Origin of the sequence: Dechloromonas hankyongensis (genome assembly GCF_022012295.1) — a bacterium.
In the GTDB taxonomy this organism is placed as follows: Bacteria; Pseudomonadota; Gammaproteobacteria; order Burkholderiales; family Rhodocyclaceae; genus Azonexus; species Azonexus hankyongensis.
On sequence record NZ_JAKLTN010000001.1, the window covers coordinates 32,743 to 48,211 of the forward strand.

At 64.3% G+C, this 15,469-nt stretch carries 17 protein-coding genes and 1 tRNA gene; 11 read left to right on the forward strand and 7 right to left on the reverse strand.

From position 1 onward, the window contains the following. The first annotated feature begins 11 nt into the window (after positions 1-11). Positions 12-1,763: a putative bifunctional diguanylate cyclase/phosphodiesterase gene (locus tag LZ012_RS00165; protein WP_275706289.1), complete on the forward strand. Its 1,752-nt coding sequence runs from the start codon at positions 12-14 to the stop codon at positions 1,761-1,763. Here the strand turns inward: LZ012_RS00165 and LZ012_RS00170 are convergent. After that, positions 1,753-3,252: a polyamine aminopropyltransferase gene (locus tag LZ012_RS00170; RefSeq protein WP_275706291.1), complete on the reverse strand. Its 1,500-nt coding sequence runs from the start codon at positions 3,250-3,252 to the stop codon at positions 1,753-1,755. The two genes, LZ012_RS00165 and LZ012_RS00170, sit on opposite strands and share 11 nt — an antisense overlap. A gap of 84 nt (positions 3,253-3,336) precedes the next feature. Between LZ012_RS00170 and LZ012_RS00175 the strand changes: the two genes are divergently transcribed. The 9 genes from LZ012_RS00175 to LZ012_RS00215 all read left to right on the forward strand — a co-directional run bounded on the left by LZ012_RS00175 (position 3,337) and on the right by LZ012_RS00215 (position 9,378). Further along, a complete protein-coding gene (locus LZ012_RS00175) occupies positions 3,337-3,903 on the forward strand; it encodes a YceI family protein (RefSeq protein ID WP_275706293.1) in 567 nt (188 codons plus the stop codon). A 90-nt stretch (positions 3,904-3,993) separates the two neighbouring features. Next, positions 3,994-5,103, forward strand: a complete 1,110-nt coding sequence (gene ribBA, locus LZ012_RS00180; protein ID WP_275706295.1) for a bifunctional 3,4-dihydroxy-2-butanone-4-phosphate synthase/GTP cyclohydrolase II — start codon at positions 3,994-3,996, stop codon at positions 5,101-5,103. A gap of 3 nt (positions 5,104-5,106) precedes the next feature. Continuing rightward, positions 5,107-5,580 carry a 6,7-dimethyl-8-ribityllumazine synthase gene (gene ribH, locus LZ012_RS00185; RefSeq protein ID WP_275706297.1) on the forward strand — a complete coding sequence of 158 codons (474 nt, stop codon included), beginning with the start codon at positions 5,107-5,109 and terminating at the stop codon, positions 5,578-5,580. Beyond that, the gene (gene nusB / locus LZ012_RS00190) at positions 5,577-6,050 is read left to right on the forward strand and encodes a transcription antitermination factor NusB (RefSeq protein WP_275706299.1); all 474 of its coding nucleotides are present in this window, start codon (positions 5,577-5,579) and stop codon (positions 6,048-6,050) included. The genes ribH and nusB overlap by 4 nt, the downstream gene beginning before the upstream one ends. 4 nt (positions 6,051-6,054) lie before the next feature. After that, the gene (gene thiL, locus LZ012_RS00195; RefSeq protein ID WP_275706301.1) at positions 6,055-7,044 is read left to right on the forward strand and encodes a thiamine-phosphate kinase; all 990 of its coding nucleotides are present in this window, start codon (positions 6,055-6,057) and stop codon (positions 7,042-7,044) included. Next, positions 7,028-7,513: a phosphatidylglycerophosphatase A family protein gene (locus LZ012_RS00200; protein ID WP_275706303.1), complete on the forward strand. Its 486-nt coding sequence runs from the start codon at positions 7,028-7,030 to the stop codon at positions 7,511-7,513. The genes thiL and LZ012_RS00200 overlap by 17 nt, the downstream gene beginning before the upstream one ends. Before the next feature lie 55 nt (positions 7,514-7,568). Beyond that, on the forward strand, positions 7,569-7,847 hold the full coding sequence (locus LZ012_RS00205; RefSeq protein ID WP_275706305.1) for a type II toxin-antitoxin system HicA family toxin: 279 nt from the start codon (positions 7,569-7,571) through the stop codon (positions 7,845-7,847). Positions 7,848-7,977: 130 nt separating this feature from the next. Then, entirely contained in the window at positions 7,978-9,108 is a 1,131-nt protein-coding gene (locus tag LZ012_RS00210) for a beta propeller repeat protein (RefSeq protein WP_275706307.1), read from the forward strand. Positions 9,109-9,120: 12 nt separating this feature from the next. Beyond that, positions 9,121-9,378 (forward strand): MoaD/ThiS family protein, encoded by a 258-nt coding sequence (locus tag LZ012_RS00215; RefSeq protein WP_275706309.1) that lies wholly within the window; start codon positions 9,121-9,123, stop codon positions 9,376-9,378. Positions 9,379-9,404: 26 nt separating this feature from the next. On the opposite strand, the gene LZ012_RS00220 is transcribed toward LZ012_RS00215, so the two are convergent. The 3 genes from LZ012_RS00220 to LZ012_RS00230 all read right to left on the reverse strand — a co-directional run bounded on the left by LZ012_RS00220 (position 9,405) and on the right by LZ012_RS00230 (position 10,385). Further along, positions 9,405-9,641 (reverse strand): hypothetical protein, encoded by a 237-nt coding sequence (locus LZ012_RS00220; RefSeq protein WP_275706312.1) that lies wholly within the window; start codon positions 9,639-9,641, stop codon positions 9,405-9,407. Between the two features lie 124 nt (positions 9,642-9,765). After that, positions 9,766-9,842, reverse strand: a tRNA-Arg gene (locus LZ012_RS00225). Between the two features lie 51 nt (positions 9,843-9,893). Further along, a complete protein-coding gene (locus LZ012_RS00230; protein ID WP_275706314.1) occupies positions 9,894-10,385 on the reverse strand; it encodes a C40 family peptidase in 492 nt (163 codons plus the stop codon). A gap of 226 nt (positions 10,386-10,611) precedes the next feature. On the opposite strand from LZ012_RS00230, the gene LZ012_RS00235 reads away from it, so the two are divergent. Beyond that, positions 10,612-11,298, forward strand: a complete 687-nt coding sequence (locus LZ012_RS00235; protein ID WP_275706317.1) for a glycine-rich domain-containing protein — start codon at positions 10,612-10,614, stop codon at positions 11,296-11,298. 12 nt (positions 11,299-11,310) lie between these two features. Here LZ012_RS00235 and LZ012_RS00240 read toward each other — a convergent pair whose 3' ends face one another. Genes LZ012_RS00240 through LZ012_RS00250 form a run of 3 tightly spaced genes read right to left on the reverse strand, consistent with a single transcriptional unit; the run spans position 11,311 to position 15,461 of the window. Beyond that, positions 11,311-13,353, reverse strand: coding sequence for a diguanylate cyclase (locus LZ012_RS00240; protein WP_275706319.1), 2,043 nt, complete (start codon positions 13,351-13,353; stop codon positions 11,311-11,313). 33 nt (positions 13,354-13,386) lie between these two features. Beyond that, positions 13,387-13,533 (reverse strand): hypothetical protein, encoded by a 147-nt coding sequence (locus LZ012_RS00245; RefSeq protein ID WP_275706322.1) that lies wholly within the window; start codon positions 13,531-13,533, stop codon positions 13,387-13,389. Continuing rightward, positions 13,533-15,461 carry a DUF4178 domain-containing protein gene (locus tag LZ012_RS00250; RefSeq protein ID WP_275706324.1) on the reverse strand — a complete coding sequence of 643 codons (1,929 nt, stop codon included), beginning with the start codon at positions 15,459-15,461 and terminating at the stop codon, positions 13,533-13,535. Before LZ012_RS00250 ends, LZ012_RS00245 begins: the two co-directional genes overlap by 1 nt. Positions 15,462-15,469: the final 8 nt, after the last annotated feature.

Below are 15,469 nucleotides of genomic sequence, written 5' to 3' on the forward strand. Positions count from 1 at the left end.
AGAATGCGTGAATGACCGATCCCCGTACGCCCCCATCCACTGCTGAATCAGCCCGGCCGGCAGGCGCCGTTTCCCTTGCCGCCCTGCGATGCGCGTACGAACAAAGTCACGAAGCCATTCTGGTCGCCGATGCCGATCGGCGCACCATCGCGGTCAATGAGGCTTTTTGCCGGCTGACCGGTCTGGTCGAGGCTGAACTGGTCGGCAAAACGCCAGATTTTTTACCTTCAGTGCAGGTCCTGCCGCAGTTGCAGGCGGCCATCACAGCCGCCTTGCAGACCGGCGGCTTCTGGCAAGGCGAGATACACGGCGAGCGCCGGGACGGCACACGTTTCACGCGCTGGCTGAAGCTCGCCGCCATCCGCGGCGACGACGGCGAGGTCCGCAACTATGTCGCCAACCTGTCCGAACTCGGCTCCGACAAGGAAGTGGCCGACCGGCTGGCCTACCTGGCCTATCACGACCCGCTGACCAACCTGCCGAACCGCCTGGCCTTCGAAGCCCAGCTGGCGCAGACCTTGCGCCTGTGCGAACGCGGCAATTACCAGCTGGCGCTGATGGTCATCGACCTCGACAATTTCAAGAACATCAACGACTCGCTGGGCCACCATGTCGGCGATGAATTGTTGCAGCAAGTGGCCCTGCGCCTGCGCGAATGCGTACGTGCCAGCGACCTGGTGGCCCGCATCGGCGGCGACGAATTCGTCGTCGTGCTGCCGGAAATCGAAACCCCGCTAACCGCCGCGCGGGTCGCCGGCAAAGTCCAGCTCAACCTGGCCGACAGCTACCGGGTAACCGAACACGTGCTGTACGCGACGCCGAGCATCGGCATCAGCCTGTTCCCGATCGATGGGCAGGACGCCAGCACCCTGCTGCGCAACGCCGACACCGCGATGTACCACGCCAAGAATGCCGGCCGCAACAATCACCAGTTCTACACGGCCCGCATGAACGAGGCGGCGGGCGAGCGCCTGCAGATGGAAAACGAGCTGCGCCAGGCCGTTTCCGGCATCACCCCGGGCCACTGCGAGTTTTCGCTGCACTTCCAGCCGCAGATCCAGACCGCGACGGGCAAGGTCATCGGTCTCGAGGCCCTGCTGCGCTGGGACAATCCCACCTTCGGCCGGGTTTCGCCGATGCGCTTCATCGCCATCGCCGAAGAGACCGGGCTGATTCTGCCGCTCGGCGACTGGGTGATCTGGGAAACCTGCCGCCTGACCCGCAGCCTGAAGGACCAGGGACTGGGCGACGTTCGCGTCGCCATCAACATCTCGGCGCAGCAGTTGCGCCACGACAACCTGCTGCTGCTCATCCGCGGCGCTCTGGCCTGTTACGACCTGTCGCCCCAGGATATCGAGCTGGAAGTCACCGAAAGCACGGCGATGCAGAACCCGGAAGTCACGCTGTCCATCCTCGACCAGCTGGCGGCCATGGGCATCATGCTGGCCATCGACGATTTCGGCACCGGCTACTCGTCGCTGGCCTACCTCAAGCACCTACCGATCAATCGCCTGAAGCTCGACCGCTCCTTCGTCACCGACATCGAGACCGACGCCAACGATGCGGCCATCTGTACCGCCACCATCGCCCTCGGCCACAGCCTGGGACTGGAGCTGGTCGCCGAAGGGGTGGAAACCGAAGAGCAGCGCGATTTCCTCGCCCGCCTGGGCTGCGATGTTCTGCAGGGCTACCTGTACAGCAAACCCATGCCTTTTGCCGACGTCGTCGCCTATCTACAGGCCCAGCGCATCGCTACCGAATGACCTTGCGCCATTCGGCCTCGAAGTAGCGCACCAGCACCTGATTGTTCAACTGGTTCACCTCGGCCGGAACCCGCCCCATGTCGGCCGGAAAGACGAACAGGCCGGGGATGGTTTCCGGCGTCAGGAAACGGGTCTTCTGCGCATCCACCGCGGCCGGCACAAACGGCCGGCGCCCCGCGATGATGTAGCCCCACTCTCCGAACGAGGGCACCTGCGCATGGTAGGGCGCCGTCGCAAAGCCCACGCTCTCCAGCGTCGCCACCACGCACCAGAACGATTGCCGGGCGTAGAGCGGCGAGGTCGACTGGACCACGAGCACGCCGTTGGCCGACAGCCGCTTCTCGATCAGCCGGTAGAAGGCCGAGGTGTAGAGCTTGCCGAGGGCGAAATTGGATGGGTCGGGGAAGTCGATGACGATGAAGTCGAAGTAGTCCTTGCTGTCTTCCAGCCATTGCAGGGCGTCGGCATTGACCACCGTCACCCGTTCGGCGGTCAGCGCCCCCTGGTTCAGCGCGACCAGGGCCGGCGCCGTCGAGAACAGCCGGGTCATCGCCGGGTCGAGATCGACCAGCGTCACCGCCTCGACCTGCGGATACTTGAGGATTTCGCGTACCGCCAGTCCGTCGCCGCCGCCCAGCACCAGCACGCGCTTGGCACCCGGCAGGCTGGCCAGGCCGGGATGTACCAGTGCCTCGTGGTAGCGGTATTCGTCGTGTGACGAAAACTGCAGGTTGTTGTTCAGGAACAGACGCAGGTCGTCGCGCCAGCGGGTGACGACGATGCGCTGGTAGGGCGTGGTCTCGGTATGGACGATTTCGTCGGCATAGAGATGCGCCTCGGCGAAAGTGGTCAACTGCCCGGCCCCGGCAAAGCCGGCGGCGAGCAGGACGAAGACGCTCCAGCTTTGCAGCAGCAGGGCGCGCCGCGCCGGCAACTGCTCGCGGAACAGGTGCAGCGCCCACAGCGCCACCGCCACGTTGAGTACCCCGAACAGCAGCCCGGTGCGCACCATGCCCAGCTGCGGCGCGAGAATCAAGGGGAACAGGATGGAGACCGCCAGCGCCCCGAGATAATCGAAGGTGAGCACTTGCGACACCAAGTCCTTGAAGGCCAGCTCGCGCTTCAGGATGCGCATGACCAGCGGGATTTCCAGCCCGACCAGCACGCCGACGGCAAACACCACAAGATAAAGCACCAGTTTGAATGGCGCCGACAGCCAGGTGAAGACGAGGAACAGGCCGACCGCCGAAAAGCCGCCGAGCAGGCCGACCATCAATTCGATCTGGATGAAGCGGCCGATCAGGTCGCGGGTGACGTACTTCGACAGCCACGAACCCGCCCCCATGGCAAACAGGTAGGTGCCGATCACCGTCGAGAACTGCATCACCGAATCGCCCAACAGGTAGGACGACAGCGCGCCGGCGATCAGTTCGTAGGCCAGGCCGCAGGAGGCGATGACGAAGACGGAGAAGAGGAGGGCATGCCGCATGGGCAGCGATGCTAACCTGAAATGTACGGAACGGCGTACCAGTGGCATAGTCTGAGAGCTAGCCACACCACGGAAACCAATACGATGCCCACCCGCTCCCTCCTCGCCGCCCTGTTCCTGATCTTCGGCGCCGCCGGCAGCCAAGCAGCCGAATACACCATCGACCCGACCCACACCTACGCCAGCTTCGAGATCGACCACCACGGCTTCTCGATGCAGCGCGGTCAGTTCAACCAGAGCAGCGGCATTGTCGAATTCGATCCCGAGGCCAAGACCGGCCGCGTCGACATCCGCATCGCCGTCGCCTCGCTGGACACCGGCATGGCCAAGCGCGACGAAATACTGCTCGGCGAAAACTGGTTCCGGGCCAAGGATTTTCCGGACCTGCTGTTCCGCAGCGACAAGCTGGTATTCACCGGCGACAAGCTGACCGCCGTCGAAGGCAAGCTGGCGATGCTCGGCCAGATTCGCCCCGTGCACCTGGAAGTCACCCGCTTCAAATGCGGCCTCAACCTCGCCAACCGCAAGCGCGGCTGCGGCGCCGATGCGCTCGGCGTGCTCAAGCGCTCGGAATTCGGCATGGAGCAGGGCTTGCCCTTCATCGGCGACGAAGTGCGCCTGCGTATTCAGGTCGAGGCCTATCTCCCCTGAGCTAAAATCGGCCGTCAGGTCGTTAAAGTCATGTGCTAACGCGCTGTTTCTGCGAAAATAGCTCCCCTTTGCTGTTCCCTGGACTACCCCATGCCCCCCCATCCCGCCATTGCCAGCACCGCCGAGATCGTCACCGAACTCAAGGCCGGTCGCATGGTCATCCTGGTCGATGAAGAAGACCGCGAAAACGAAGGCGATCTCGTCATGGCCGCCGAGCACATCACGCCCGAAGCCATCAATTTCATGGCCAAGTACGGCCGCGGCCTGGTCTGCCTGACGCTGACCGAAGCGCGCTGCAAGAAGCTGGGGCTGACCCAGATGGCCCGCAACAACGGCACCGTGTACGGCACCGCCTTCACCGTCTCGATCGAGGCGGCGGAAGGCGTCACCACCGGCATTTCGGCTGCGGACCGGGCGCGCACCATCCAGGTCGCCGTGAGCAAGGCATCGACGGCTGACGACATCGTGCAACCGGGCCACGTCTTCCCGATCACCGCCCGCGAAGGCGGCGTGCTGGTCCGCGCCGGGCATACCGAAGCCGGCTGCGACCTGGCCGGCATGGCCGGGCTGGAACCCGCCTCGGTCATCTGCGAAATCATGAACGACGACGGCACCATGGCCCGTCTGCCCGAGCTGATCGAATTCGCCAAGGAACACGGCCTGAAGATCGGCACCATCGCCGACCTGATCCACTATCGCGCCTCGTCGGAAACCTTGGTCGAGCGCGTCACCAGCAAGACCATCACCACGGCGCACGGTGACTTCACGCTGCACGCCTTCGTCGATCAGGCCAGCGGCGCCACGCACCTGGCCATGGTCAAGGGTACCCTGCCGGCCAGCGGCGAAACGCTGGTCCGCGTGCACGAGCCGCTGTCTGTCCTCGACTTCCTCGATCCGGCCAGCAAGCGCCAGGCCTTTTCCATCGATCAGGCGCAGGCCGCACTGGCCAAGCACGGCCATGGCGTCATTGTGCTCATGCACCGCCCGGAAGACGGCGCCGCGCTGCTCTCCCGCCTGACCGGCACCGCTCCCAGCGCCCCGGCCAAATGGGACCCGCGCAGCTATGGCATCGGCGCCCAGATCCTGCGCGACCTCGGCGTCACCAAGATGCGCCTGCTCTCCAGCCCGCGCAAGATGCCCTCCATGACCGGCTTCGAGCTTGAAGTCACCGGTTTCGTCACCTCTCCTGCGGAGCTTTAAGCCATGTCCCGCTTCGACAACGTTTTCGAATACGACAGCGACCTGAACGGCGCCGGCCTCAAGGTCGGCGTCGTGATGTGCCGCTTCAACCTGCCGGTCTGCGAAGGCCTGCTTTCCTCCTGCGTCGCCGAACTGAAGCGCCTCGGCGTGGCCGATGCCGACATGACCATCGCCACCGTCCCCGGCGCGCTGGAAGCCCCGCTGGTGCTGCAGACCATGGCGCAGAGCGGCAGCTTCGACGCACTGGTCGCCCTCGGTGCCGTCATCCGCGGCGACACCTACCACTTCGAGGTGGTGTCCAATGATGCCTGCCGCGCCATCATGGAAGTCCAGCTCGATACCGGCGTGCCCATCGCCAACGGCATCCTGACCTGCGATACCGACGAACAGGCCGAAGTGCGCATGCAGCCGAAGGGTGCCGACTGCGCCCAGGCTGCCGTCGAAATGGCCAACCTGCAAAAGGCCCTGCTGCAATGACCGAACAAGACCAAACCCCGAAAGCCCCGCCCAAGTCCGCCCGCCGCCGGGCTCGCGAATTCGTGCTGCAAGGCCTCTACCAGTGGCGCGTCGGCGGTGCCGACGAGGCCGCCATCGAAGCCTACGCCCCGGAAATGGACGGTTTCGCCAAGGCCGACCGTGAATTCTTCGTCGGCACGCTGCGCGGCGTGATCGGCCAGCAGGAGACGCTGGTCGAGCGCATTTCCGCCCATATCGACCGCCCGTTCGGCGAACTGTCGCCGGTCGAGGCCTGCGTCATGATGCTCGGCAGCTTCGAGATGCTGAACCATCCGGAAACGCCGTACCGCGTGATCATCAACGAAGCCATCGAGCTGACCAAGTCCTTCGGCGGCACCGACGGCCACAAGTACGTCAATGGCGTGCTCGACAAGGTGGCGGCCATCCTGCGTCCGGACGAAGTCGCTGCCCGCAAGCAAGCCAGGAAATAAGCCCGTGGCCGGCGAATTCGCCTTAATCGACAAGTATTTCGCCCGGCCCACCCCATCGGCCATCCTCGGCCCCGGCGACGACTGCGCGCTGGTCCAGCCGACCCCGGGCAAACAGTTGGCGGTAACCACCGACATGCTGGTGTCCGGCACCCACTTCCTGCCCGATACCGATCCGAAGAATCTCGGCTGGAAGGCGCTCGCCGTCAATCTGTCCGACCTCGCCGCGATGGGCGCCATGCCGCGCTGGGTGACCCTGGCCGGCGCCCTGCCGGCGGTCGACGAAGCGTGGATCGCCGCCTTCGCCGACGGCTTCTTCGCCTGCGCCAAAGAATACGGCGTCGATGTCATCGGCGGCGACACCACCAAAGGTCCGCTCAACGTCTGCATCACCGCCATGGGCGAAGTCGAGCCCGGCCGCGCCTTGCGCCGCGACGGCGCCCAGGTCGGCGACCAGATCTGGGTTTCCGGCCGTCCCGGCCTCGCCGCGCTGGGCTTGGCCCACCTGCAGGGCCGGGTCAAGCTGCCCGAACCGTGGCCGCGCCTGTGCGTCGCCGCCCTCGAAAAACCGCGTCCCCGCGTTGCCCTCGGCCAGGCCCTGGTCGGCATCGCCACTGCCGCCATCGACGTTTCCGACGGCCTGCTCGCCGATCTCGGCCACATCTGCGAACGCTCGGCCTGCGCCGCTGCCGTCAAGCTGGTCCAGCTGCCGCATCTGCGCGATGTGGCAGGAAGCGGCGACAGCTACGACGCCGACCTGCGCCGTTTCGCCCTGGACTGCCAACTGGCCGGCGGCGACGACTACGAACTGTGCTTCACCGCCCCCGGCACGCTCAGCCTGACCATCGGCCAGATCGCTGCCCGCCTAGAACTGCCGCTCTGGCACATCGGCGAGATCGTCGCCGGCGAGGCCGGAGCAGTCACCGTCTACGACCCGGACATGAAGCCGGTGACGTTCGAGCGAAAGGGATACGACCACTTTGCCGCGCAAGCCTGATTTCGCCTTCCTGCTCGCCCACCCAGCGCATTTCTTCGCGCTGGGCTGCGGTAGCGGCCTGGCACCCAAGGCGCCGGGCACCTTCGGTACGTTGTTCGCGTGGCTCAGCTTCGCCCTGTGCCGCCCGTACCTCGAAGAACTGCCGCTGCTCGCCTTGCTTGGTGCCGCCTACCTCGGCGGCATCTGGTTCATCGAGGTCACCGGCAAAGCGCTGGGCGATCCCGACCACGGCAGCATCGTGTGGGACGAGATCGTCCCCTTCTGGCTGGTGCTGCTGATGACGCCGGCCACCTTCTTCTGGCAACTCGCCGCCTTCATGCTCTTCCGCTACTTCGACATCACCAAGCCGCAGCCGGCACGCTACTTCGACGAACACGTCAAGAACGGCTTCGGCGTGATGGCCGACGATCTGGTGGCGGCCGGCTACACCCTGCTCACGCTGGCCCTGCTGAAAATCGTTTTTGCCTGACGCCCGCACGGCGAAGGCATAGAATGGTGAGGCACAAACAGCTTGGAGCTTCATCATGAGTCACAAGCACGCCCACCTGATGCGCAGCATCTTCCAGGACCCTCCCTCGGCGAATATCCACTGGCGGGAAATCGAATCCCTGCTCCATCACCTCGGCGCCGACATCGAACCGTCGCACGGCGCCCGCTTCAAGATCACGCTGAACAAGGTCGAGGCCTTCCTGCACCATCCGCACAACAGCAGCACGTGCAGCAAGACCGACGTCAAGGCGATCCGTGATGTCCTGACCCACGCCGGCGTCACGCTGTCGAGCTACGAGGCAGGCGAAGGCTGATCGGCGGCAGTCGGAAGAGGCGCCGGGAACCAAACCCGGCGCGCCGCCACCAAGCTCATGTCCGGACTCTAGTTCGGGCAACATGGTTTTTCTTTAATTGGCTTCAGGTTGCGGACCCAAGGAGAAAGCGATGACGACGACCGTGCTGCTGGTGGCGACGCGCAAAGGCGCCTGGATATTGCGTTCGGATGCGGCGCGCACAAGCTGGCAGGCCGACGGCCCGCACTTTCTCGGTCACATCATCAACCATCTGGTGCTCGATCCGCGTGACCGGACAACCCTGCTGGCGGCGGCCAAAACCGGCCACCTCGGGCCGACCGTTTTCCGCTCCACTGACTGGGGCCGTACCTGGCAGGAAGCAGCCCAACCGCCGGCCTTCGCCAAGGTGCCGGAAGGCGAAACGGGGCGGGCGGTGGACCACACCTTCTGGCTGACGCCGGGGCACAGCAGCGAACCCGATGTCTGGTACGCCGGCACCTCGCCGCAAGGCCTGTTCCGTTCGGCTGATGGTGGGGTGAGCTGGGCGCCGTTTTCGCCCATCAACGACGACCCGCAATATCGCGAGTGGATGGGCAGCGAGAAAGACGGCACGCCCGACGGCCCCAAGCTGCATTCGATCATCGTCGATCCGCGTGATCCCAAGCATCTGTATTTCGCCATGTCGGGCGGTGGCGTGCATGAGTCACTCGACCGCGGCCAAACGTGGCGGGTGCTGATCTCGGGCATGCAGGTCGTCGAGGGCTACGGCTTCGATGCCGCGAATCCCGCCTTCCATGACCCACACTGCCTGCGCTTGTGCCCGAGCAATCCGGACCGTCTCTACCAGCAGAATCACTGCGGCATTTATCGCCTCGACCGGCCTTCCGACACCTGGGTGCGCATCGGCCGGAACATGCCTCAGGAGGTCGGCGACATCGGCTTCCCGATGACCGTGCATCCGCGCGACGACCGGACGGCATGGGTGTTTCCGATGGATGGCACCCAGGTCTGGCCGCGCACCAGCCCGGATGGCAAACCGGCGGTGTACGCCACCCGCGACGGCGGCGAAAGCTGGCAGCGCCAGGATGCCGGCCTGCCGAAACAACAGGCGTGGTGGACCGTCAAACGGCAGGCGATGGGCTGCGACGGCCACGATCCCGTCGGGCTCTACTTCGGTACGACCAGCGGCGAACTGTGGGCAAGCCGCGACGAAGGCGGCAATTGGGAATGCATCGCCCGACACCTGCCGGAAATCTACGCCGTGGAAGCGCTTGCGCTATGACGGGGCCGCGCCATGCAAGTCCTGATCCCCAGCGCCCTGCGCTCGTACACCCAAAGCAGCCACGCTGAAGCCGACGGACCGACTCTGGATGCGGTGCTGGTCGATCTCGACCGGCAGTATCCCGGCATCCGCTTTCGCGTGATCGACGAGCAACAGCGGGTGCGCCGCCACATCCGCATTTTCGTCAATGGCGTGTCGGCAGAGGCGCTATCGCAGGCGATGCGCCCCACCGACGAGGTCGTCATCGTTCAAGCCCTCAGCGGCGGATAGCCACCAGTTACCGAACGGGCAGAACCTCAGGTTGCTCCACGCAGCAAAGGCTTCATGATCTGCGGTTGCCCGTCCTGCTCTTGTTCTGCACCGTCGCCAGAGGAATCCACGGCGCAGGCATCGTTGGGAGCGGCATAGAGCGCATTCGCCACGTCCTGCAGTCCATAGCCGATCCAGAGCAGCGCAAGCAACACCGTCAGCTTGTAAATCACATTCGCCGCGATGGAAAGCGAGCCGATGATTTGGGTACGTGAATCGCTCATGCTGTTGGTGGCTCCTTGGCGATGGGAAACACCATTGCACACAGATGTTTTCCGTACATTTTCCGAACAATGCAAAAGGGCCACCCGAACGGATGGCCCTGCTGTCTGATTCTTGAGGATATTCTGGCCCGCCCGGCGCGATTCGAACGCACGACCCCTGCCTTCGGAGGGCAGTACTCTATCCAGCTGAGCTACGGGCGGAAGACTGCGGATTCTACCTTCTACGGCGCGCGCAGTCCAATCGACGCGGCCTTAATCGAAGAAAGTGCGCGCCGTTTCGTAGCGCTGTGCGTAATAGCTGTCGGTCAGCCGGTCGATGCGGACCTTGCCGTTGCTCGACGGGGCATGGATGAAGCGGGTCTCGCCGATATAGATGCCGACGTGCGACAGCGAGCGGTTCAGGGTGTTGAAGAAGACCAGATCGCCCGGCCGCAAAGCGCTGCGCTCGATCGGCTTGGCGCGACGAGCGATGTCGGCGGCGCTGCCGAGCACCTTGAGGCCGGCCGCCTGGCCGTAGATGTAGCTGACCATGCCGCTGCAATCGAGGCCGGCTTCCGGGTTCTTGCCGCCGAAGCGATAGCCGGTATCGAGCAAGCCCATGGCATAGAGTACGATCTCGTTGCCCCGCTCGTTGGCCGATGGAAGCGTAGTCTGCGCCGCTGTTTCGGGACGGGGACCCGGGCTGCCGCAGGCGGCGAGCAGGGTGACGATCAGACACAGGGGAAGCAGGACGGGAACGCGCATCAGCTGAAGTTTTTTCTTGAAACAGGCGATAACTTAACGTTTTTACAAGATTTTTCAAGCCCATGAGTTTGCAAAACACGAGCCTGCACGAGGCCACTGGATTGGCTGAAACCCGGCCAAACGAGGCTCTAGTCAAGGATATCGGGCGCGGTCCGGCCGCCCATTTCACCACCGCTAAAGGTTCCGGAGACGGATTGAAAATCGCCCTCACGCGCGAGGTTCAGACATGAAGTTCCTGCTCGCAGCCCTGCTACTGGCGATCACTTACCTGGGCTGGCGACACTGGCGAAAAACCGCCCAGGCGCGCTACCTCGACGATTTCCCCTTGCACAAGCTGCTCGACCGGCGGCTCGCCGCACGCCGGCCGGAGCTCGATGCGGCGCAGCGGGCCACCGTCCTCGACGGGCTGCGCGAGTATTTCCTGTTCTGCCGCCAGGCCGGGCGGCGCATGGTGGCCATGCCGTCGCAGGCCGCCGACGATGCCTGGCACGAATTCATCCTGTTCACCCGCCAATACGATGCCTTCTGTCGCCAAGCCTTCGGCCGCTTCCTGCACCATACGCCGGCCGAGGCGATGCGCTCGCCGACCCAGGCCAGCGAAGGCCTGCGCCGAGCCTGGCGCCTGGCCTGTGCGCACGAGGGGATAGACCGCAACAAGCCCGACCGCCTGCCCCGCCTATTCGCCCTCGATGCCCACCTCGGCATCGCCGGCGGCTTCGCCTACCAACTCGACTGTATGGCCGCGCGCCAGGGCGGCGACGCCTCGGGCTATTGCGCCAGCCATATCGGTTGCAGCAGCGGCTATGGCGGCGGTGGTGGAAGCGGCTGCTCGGGAGATTCAGATTCCGGGTATTCCGGCAGCGATTCAGGCAGTAGTGGCTGCGGCGGCGGTTGCGGCGGAGGCGGCGACTAGCCCCCTGCCGGCTCACTCCTGCTCGGGGGAATATTCGACGACCCGGTTGCGCCCCGTGTTCTTGGCGACATAGAGCGCCGTATCGGCCGCGTGCGTCAGTTCGTCGGGCATCTTGCCGTGGTCGGGATAGGCCGCGACGCCGGCCGACGCAGTGAAGGACAATTCGAAATTGCCGAACGACACGCGGATGGCTTCGATGGTACGACGCCAGCTCTCGGCCCGCTCGACCGCCTTGGCCAGCGGCATGCGCGGCATCAGGATGACAAATTCCTCACCGCCGTAGCGGCACAGCACGTCCTCGTGCCGGATATCGGCGCGCAGCGTCTCGGCCAGCACCATCAAGGCCCGGTCGCCGGCCAGATGGCCGTAGGTGTCGTTGATCTGCTTGAAATGGTCGAGATCGAGAATGACCAGGGACAAGGGATAGCCTTCGCGGCGCGAACGCGACAACTCGCGCTCCAGCGTTTCATCGAGATAGCGACGGTTGAAGCAGCCGGTCAGGCTGTCGCGAATCGCCTGCTCCTTGAGCGCCACCTGGAGCTGTTCGATTTCCTCGAGTTGTTTGCGCAGCTTGTCGTTGGCCTCCTGCAGCTTGCGCGCCGCCTTGTGCCGGTCGGAAATGTCGCGCGAGATGCCGAGCAGGGCGTGGGGCTTGTTTTCTGCGTCGAGCAGGAAACTGCCGACGACTTCGGCATGGATGGTATGGCCGTCCTTGTGCGGTTGTTCGATCTCCGCAGTCGCCGATAGTGCAGTCAGATCCCCCTTGGCCAGCCGCCCCAGGTGGTCGGCCATGATCACGCGGACCTTGTCGTAGGACTCCGGCGTCAATGCATCGGCCAGCGTCTGCCGGCTTGCCTCATCGACCGTCAGTCCGCGTACCTTTTCTACGGCGGGGCTGATATAGGTGAAGCGCATGCTGTTCAGATCGAGCGTCCAGATCACGTCCTTGCTGAATTCGGCCAGTTGCCGGTAACGCTCCTCGCTGGTCCGCAAGGCCCGTTCGAATACCCGTCGGGAAATCACTTCACGGTTCAGGCGCAGGTTCAGCCGGGCAAAGTAGAAGGCCGCCGCCCCGACCGCCAGAATCAGGAACAGGCCGCCGGCCAGCGCATAGCCGATCCACGCCGGCAGTTTGCGTTCTTCCGTCTCGAAAACCAGACCCCCTATATTTGGCTTCTGCGGCAGCATGCCCAGTTCGGCATAGGTTTCTGCAATCTGCTGCCAGCGGCTGTCCGACTGCTGGCCGATCTCCACCAGGTCGGGCTGCATCAGCCGCTTCAATTCGTTGGCTTCGTAGAGCAGGTGTGCGCGTTCGTGGCGCCGGGAATAGCTATTCAGGATCAGGTCGGCGATCTCTTCCGGATGTGCCAGCGCGTATTGCCACCCCTTGACGGCCGCCGCCCGGAACGCATCGACGCGCTCCCGGGAGGATTTGATTCGGGACTCGGCGGTGAATAGCGTGTCACCGTAGAAATTGATGCCGACGGCGGAGGGGCTGAATACCAAATAGGGAAAGCCGGCCTTGCGCAGCAGATAGGGCTCGTCGGTGACGTAACCGGACATGGCATCGACCCGCCCTTCGATCAAATCCCGGGTATCGAAGCTGTGCGGCACCGTGGTGTATTGCCGGACTTCCTCCCGCCGCAGATAGGCGAATAGTTCGGTTTCGTGGGAAGCCAGCATGATGCGGCTGCCTTCCAGCGCGTCGACGCTGCTGACCTTGCGACGATTGACCAGCAGGATCAGCGGCGAATGCTGGACGATGGCGGCCAGCGCCACCACCGGCTTTCCGCGCGCCCGATGCAAGGCCAGTTCGGAAGCGGCGACGCCGAAATCGGCCTGCCCGGCAAGGACGGAATCGACGGGATCGCCCCCCTGGCCCAGTTCGCGCAAGGTGACTTCGAAGCCGGCATCGCGGAAATAGCCCTTGTCGATGGCCGCGTAGTAGCCGGCGAACTGGAATTGGTGTTTCCAGTTGAGTTGCAATACGACCTTCTCCAGCGCCCATGCCGGCGCCAGCGCCAACAAGGAGAGTAGGAAGAAGAAAAGTCGCATCCCGTAATTATGCGGGCATTTCGGGCAAATCGATTATTTATGGTAACTGCGGCTGCTGCCGGAACCGCTGCCGTGCCGCGAATTGGCCACGTCGTCGAACAGATCCCAACCCTGCTGCTGGGCATAGGTAAATACCATCAGGGCCAACACCCCGGCGGCCAGACTGAATTTGTCGAACATCAGTCGTCGTCTCCGTCACTATCGCTGCTCACGGGCGCATGGTCGCTTTCCGCCCAGCGCCGGGTTTCGAAGGCGGCCCGGCGCAGCGCGGCAACGACTGGGAAAACGAGCAGGAAGAGCAGGACGAGGACCAGATTCGACCAGCCGGTGCGCGGCGTCAGCACCTCCAGGCGGTCGCGTACCGCCACGTACTTGTCCGGCGCCATGTCCGGGTCGAGGGTCAGGTAGTAGGTGCCGGCCGGAATATCGACGAAGATCACCTCACTGTCCCGGCTGCCCTCGGTCCAGTGCTCGTCGTCGTAGCCCGAGTAGAAGGAAAGCTCGCGGGCCGCCGGCCAGGCATTGCCGACTGTCTTGTTGACCAGCAGCATGTCGATCCCGATCCAGTTGTTGTCGAGCGAAGTAGCGTGGCGCACGGCAAGCTTGCGCTGCTTGCCGGTGACCTCGAATTCGCGGGTCTGCACTTCACCGCTGCTGCGCGGCTCGAAAGTGAAATCCTGGCGCAGCAGCAAGCGCTCGCTGGAAATGAGCACGAAGAAGGCTTGGATCACGATGGCAACCACGGCCAGCTTGGCGAACATCAGCCAGTTGCGGCGGGCGGTATCGGCCCACGGATTGCGCTGGTTGGCGAAGACACCGATCGGCTTGGGCAGGGCGCTCGGCAGTTTGAACGCTTCCGCAATGACGGCCGGATCGACATAGACGCCCTGCGACCAGTTCAGATCGTTGCCGGTCGATTCGCACGACAGCATCAAGGGCGGGGCGACGTAGTCGACGACCCGACAGGTTTCGCCGCGTTTGACCCGCCAGGTAAATTCGCCGCTGACCTGGATGACCTCGGCACTGGGCGTGGTCGAGAAATGCTTAAAGCGTTCGCCACCGAAATAGATGTCGGTCACCTCGATAACCTGGGTTGTCTTCGGTGGCCTAGACAGCACATCGACCACATTCCAGTGCCCGTTGTATTCGGTCAGCCAGCGATAGGTGCCATTTTCGCCGGCCAGCAGGTATTCGCTCCAGTCGTAGGCAATGCCTTCGATCTTGGTCTGCTTGACCAGAAAGCCGATGACTTCGGCCGGCTTGCCGTCCAGCGTGCCTTTGCTGCCCAGAGGCAGGCGCGGAGCATAGCGTTCGTCGCAAGCGCTCAGGGCACGCGACAGGACCTTGTAAGTCTCGTCGGCGGTATCGACCACCGCCCCGCAACTGCTGCAGCCGACCGCCAGGATGTCCTTGGTACGCGCCTGCATCGGCGAACCGCAGGCTGGACAGCGAAAGACGCGGGCCTCGACGGGAGCAGCGGCCGCCACCATCCCTTCGCGCAGGTTGGCCATTTTCAGCGCCTTGAAATCGACCGCCTCGCCGAGATACAGCAACGGCGGCGTTTCCGAGTAATCCAGCGTGGCGAAGGCCTTGTCGCTGCGCAGATCGGCTGCCGGCACCGGATAGCCGGCGCCGACCTTGAACGGCAATTCGCCCTGGCCGGCGATACACTCGGCGCGTTCGAGATTGCTGACCGTCCATACCTGGCTGGCCACTTGCAGGCGCTGGCCTATCTTGAGGGCTTCGAAGTCGGGCAGTGGCTCCTGCGCCGGACGCATGAAGGTGAGCACATACTCACCACCCGCCTCCGACAGCCAGCCGGTCCGCATGTCGTCGAACAGCAGATGCCACTCGTTCCAGGTGCCCTGGCTGTACTTAAGCTGGATGCGCCCGATCAGCGCAAAGTGCACGCCCCGGTAGCTGCCTTCGGCCCCCAGTTGCAGCGGCGAGCGGTCCTCGACCAGCGCCGCCATCTTGCCGATGTCTTCCAAAGCCTGGTCGTGGCGGACCAGCGTGCTCTGGCAGTACGCGCAGACGGCAAAGATCGACGCGGCCGATTGGAAGACAACCGGCGCACCGCAGGAAGGACAGGAGGCAGTCAGCGCCACAGGCGGCG

Coding starts and splice junctions, on each gene's coding strand:
- LZ012_RS00165 (WP_275706289.1), top strand. CDS start 12: ATGACCGATCCCCGTACGCCCCCATCCACTGCTGAATCAGCCCGGCCG.
- LZ012_RS00170 (WP_275706291.1), bottom strand. CDS start 3,252: ATGCGGCATGCCCTCCTCTTCTCCGTCTTCGTCATCGCCTCCTGCGGC.
- LZ012_RS00175 (WP_275706293.1), top strand. CDS start 3,337: ATGCCCACCCGCTCCCTCCTCGCCGCCCTGTTCCTGATCTTCGGCGCC.
- ribBA (WP_275706295.1), top strand. CDS start 3,994: ATGCCCCCCCATCCCGCCATTGCCAGCACCGCCGAGATCGTCACCGAA.
- ribH (WP_275706297.1), top strand. CDS start 5,107: ATGTCCCGCTTCGACAACGTTTTCGAATACGACAGCGACCTGAACGGC.
- nusB (WP_275706299.1), top strand. CDS start 5,577: ATGACCGAACAAGACCAAACCCCGAAAGCCCCGCCCAAGTCCGCCCGC.
- LZ012_RS00205 (WP_275706305.1), top strand. CDS start 7,569: ATGAGTCACAAGCACGCCCACCTGATGCGCAGCATCTTCCAGGACCCT.
- LZ012_RS00210 (WP_275706307.1), top strand. CDS start 7,978: ATGACGACGACCGTGCTGCTGGTGGCGACGCGCAAAGGCGCCTGGATA.
- LZ012_RS00215 (WP_275706309.1), top strand. CDS start 9,121: ATGCAAGTCCTGATCCCCAGCGCCCTGCGCTCGTACACCCAAAGCAGC.
- LZ012_RS00220 (WP_275706312.1), bottom strand. CDS start 9,641: ATGAGCGATTCACGTACCCAAATCATCGGCTCGCTTTCCATCGCGGCG.
- LZ012_RS00230 (WP_275706314.1), bottom strand. CDS start 10,385: ATGCGCGTTCCCGTCCTGCTTCCCCTGTGTCTGATCGTCACCCTGCTC.
- LZ012_RS00235 (WP_275706317.1), top strand. CDS start 10,612: ATGAAGTTCCTGCTCGCAGCCCTGCTACTGGCGATCACTTACCTGGGC.
- LZ012_RS00240 (WP_275706319.1), bottom strand. CDS start 13,353: ATGCGACTTTTCTTCTTCCTACTCTCCTTGTTGGCGCTGGCGCCGGCA.
- LZ012_RS00245 (WP_275706322.1), bottom strand. CDS start 13,533: ATGTTCGACAAATTCAGTCTGGCCGCCGGGGTGTTGGCCCTGATGGTA.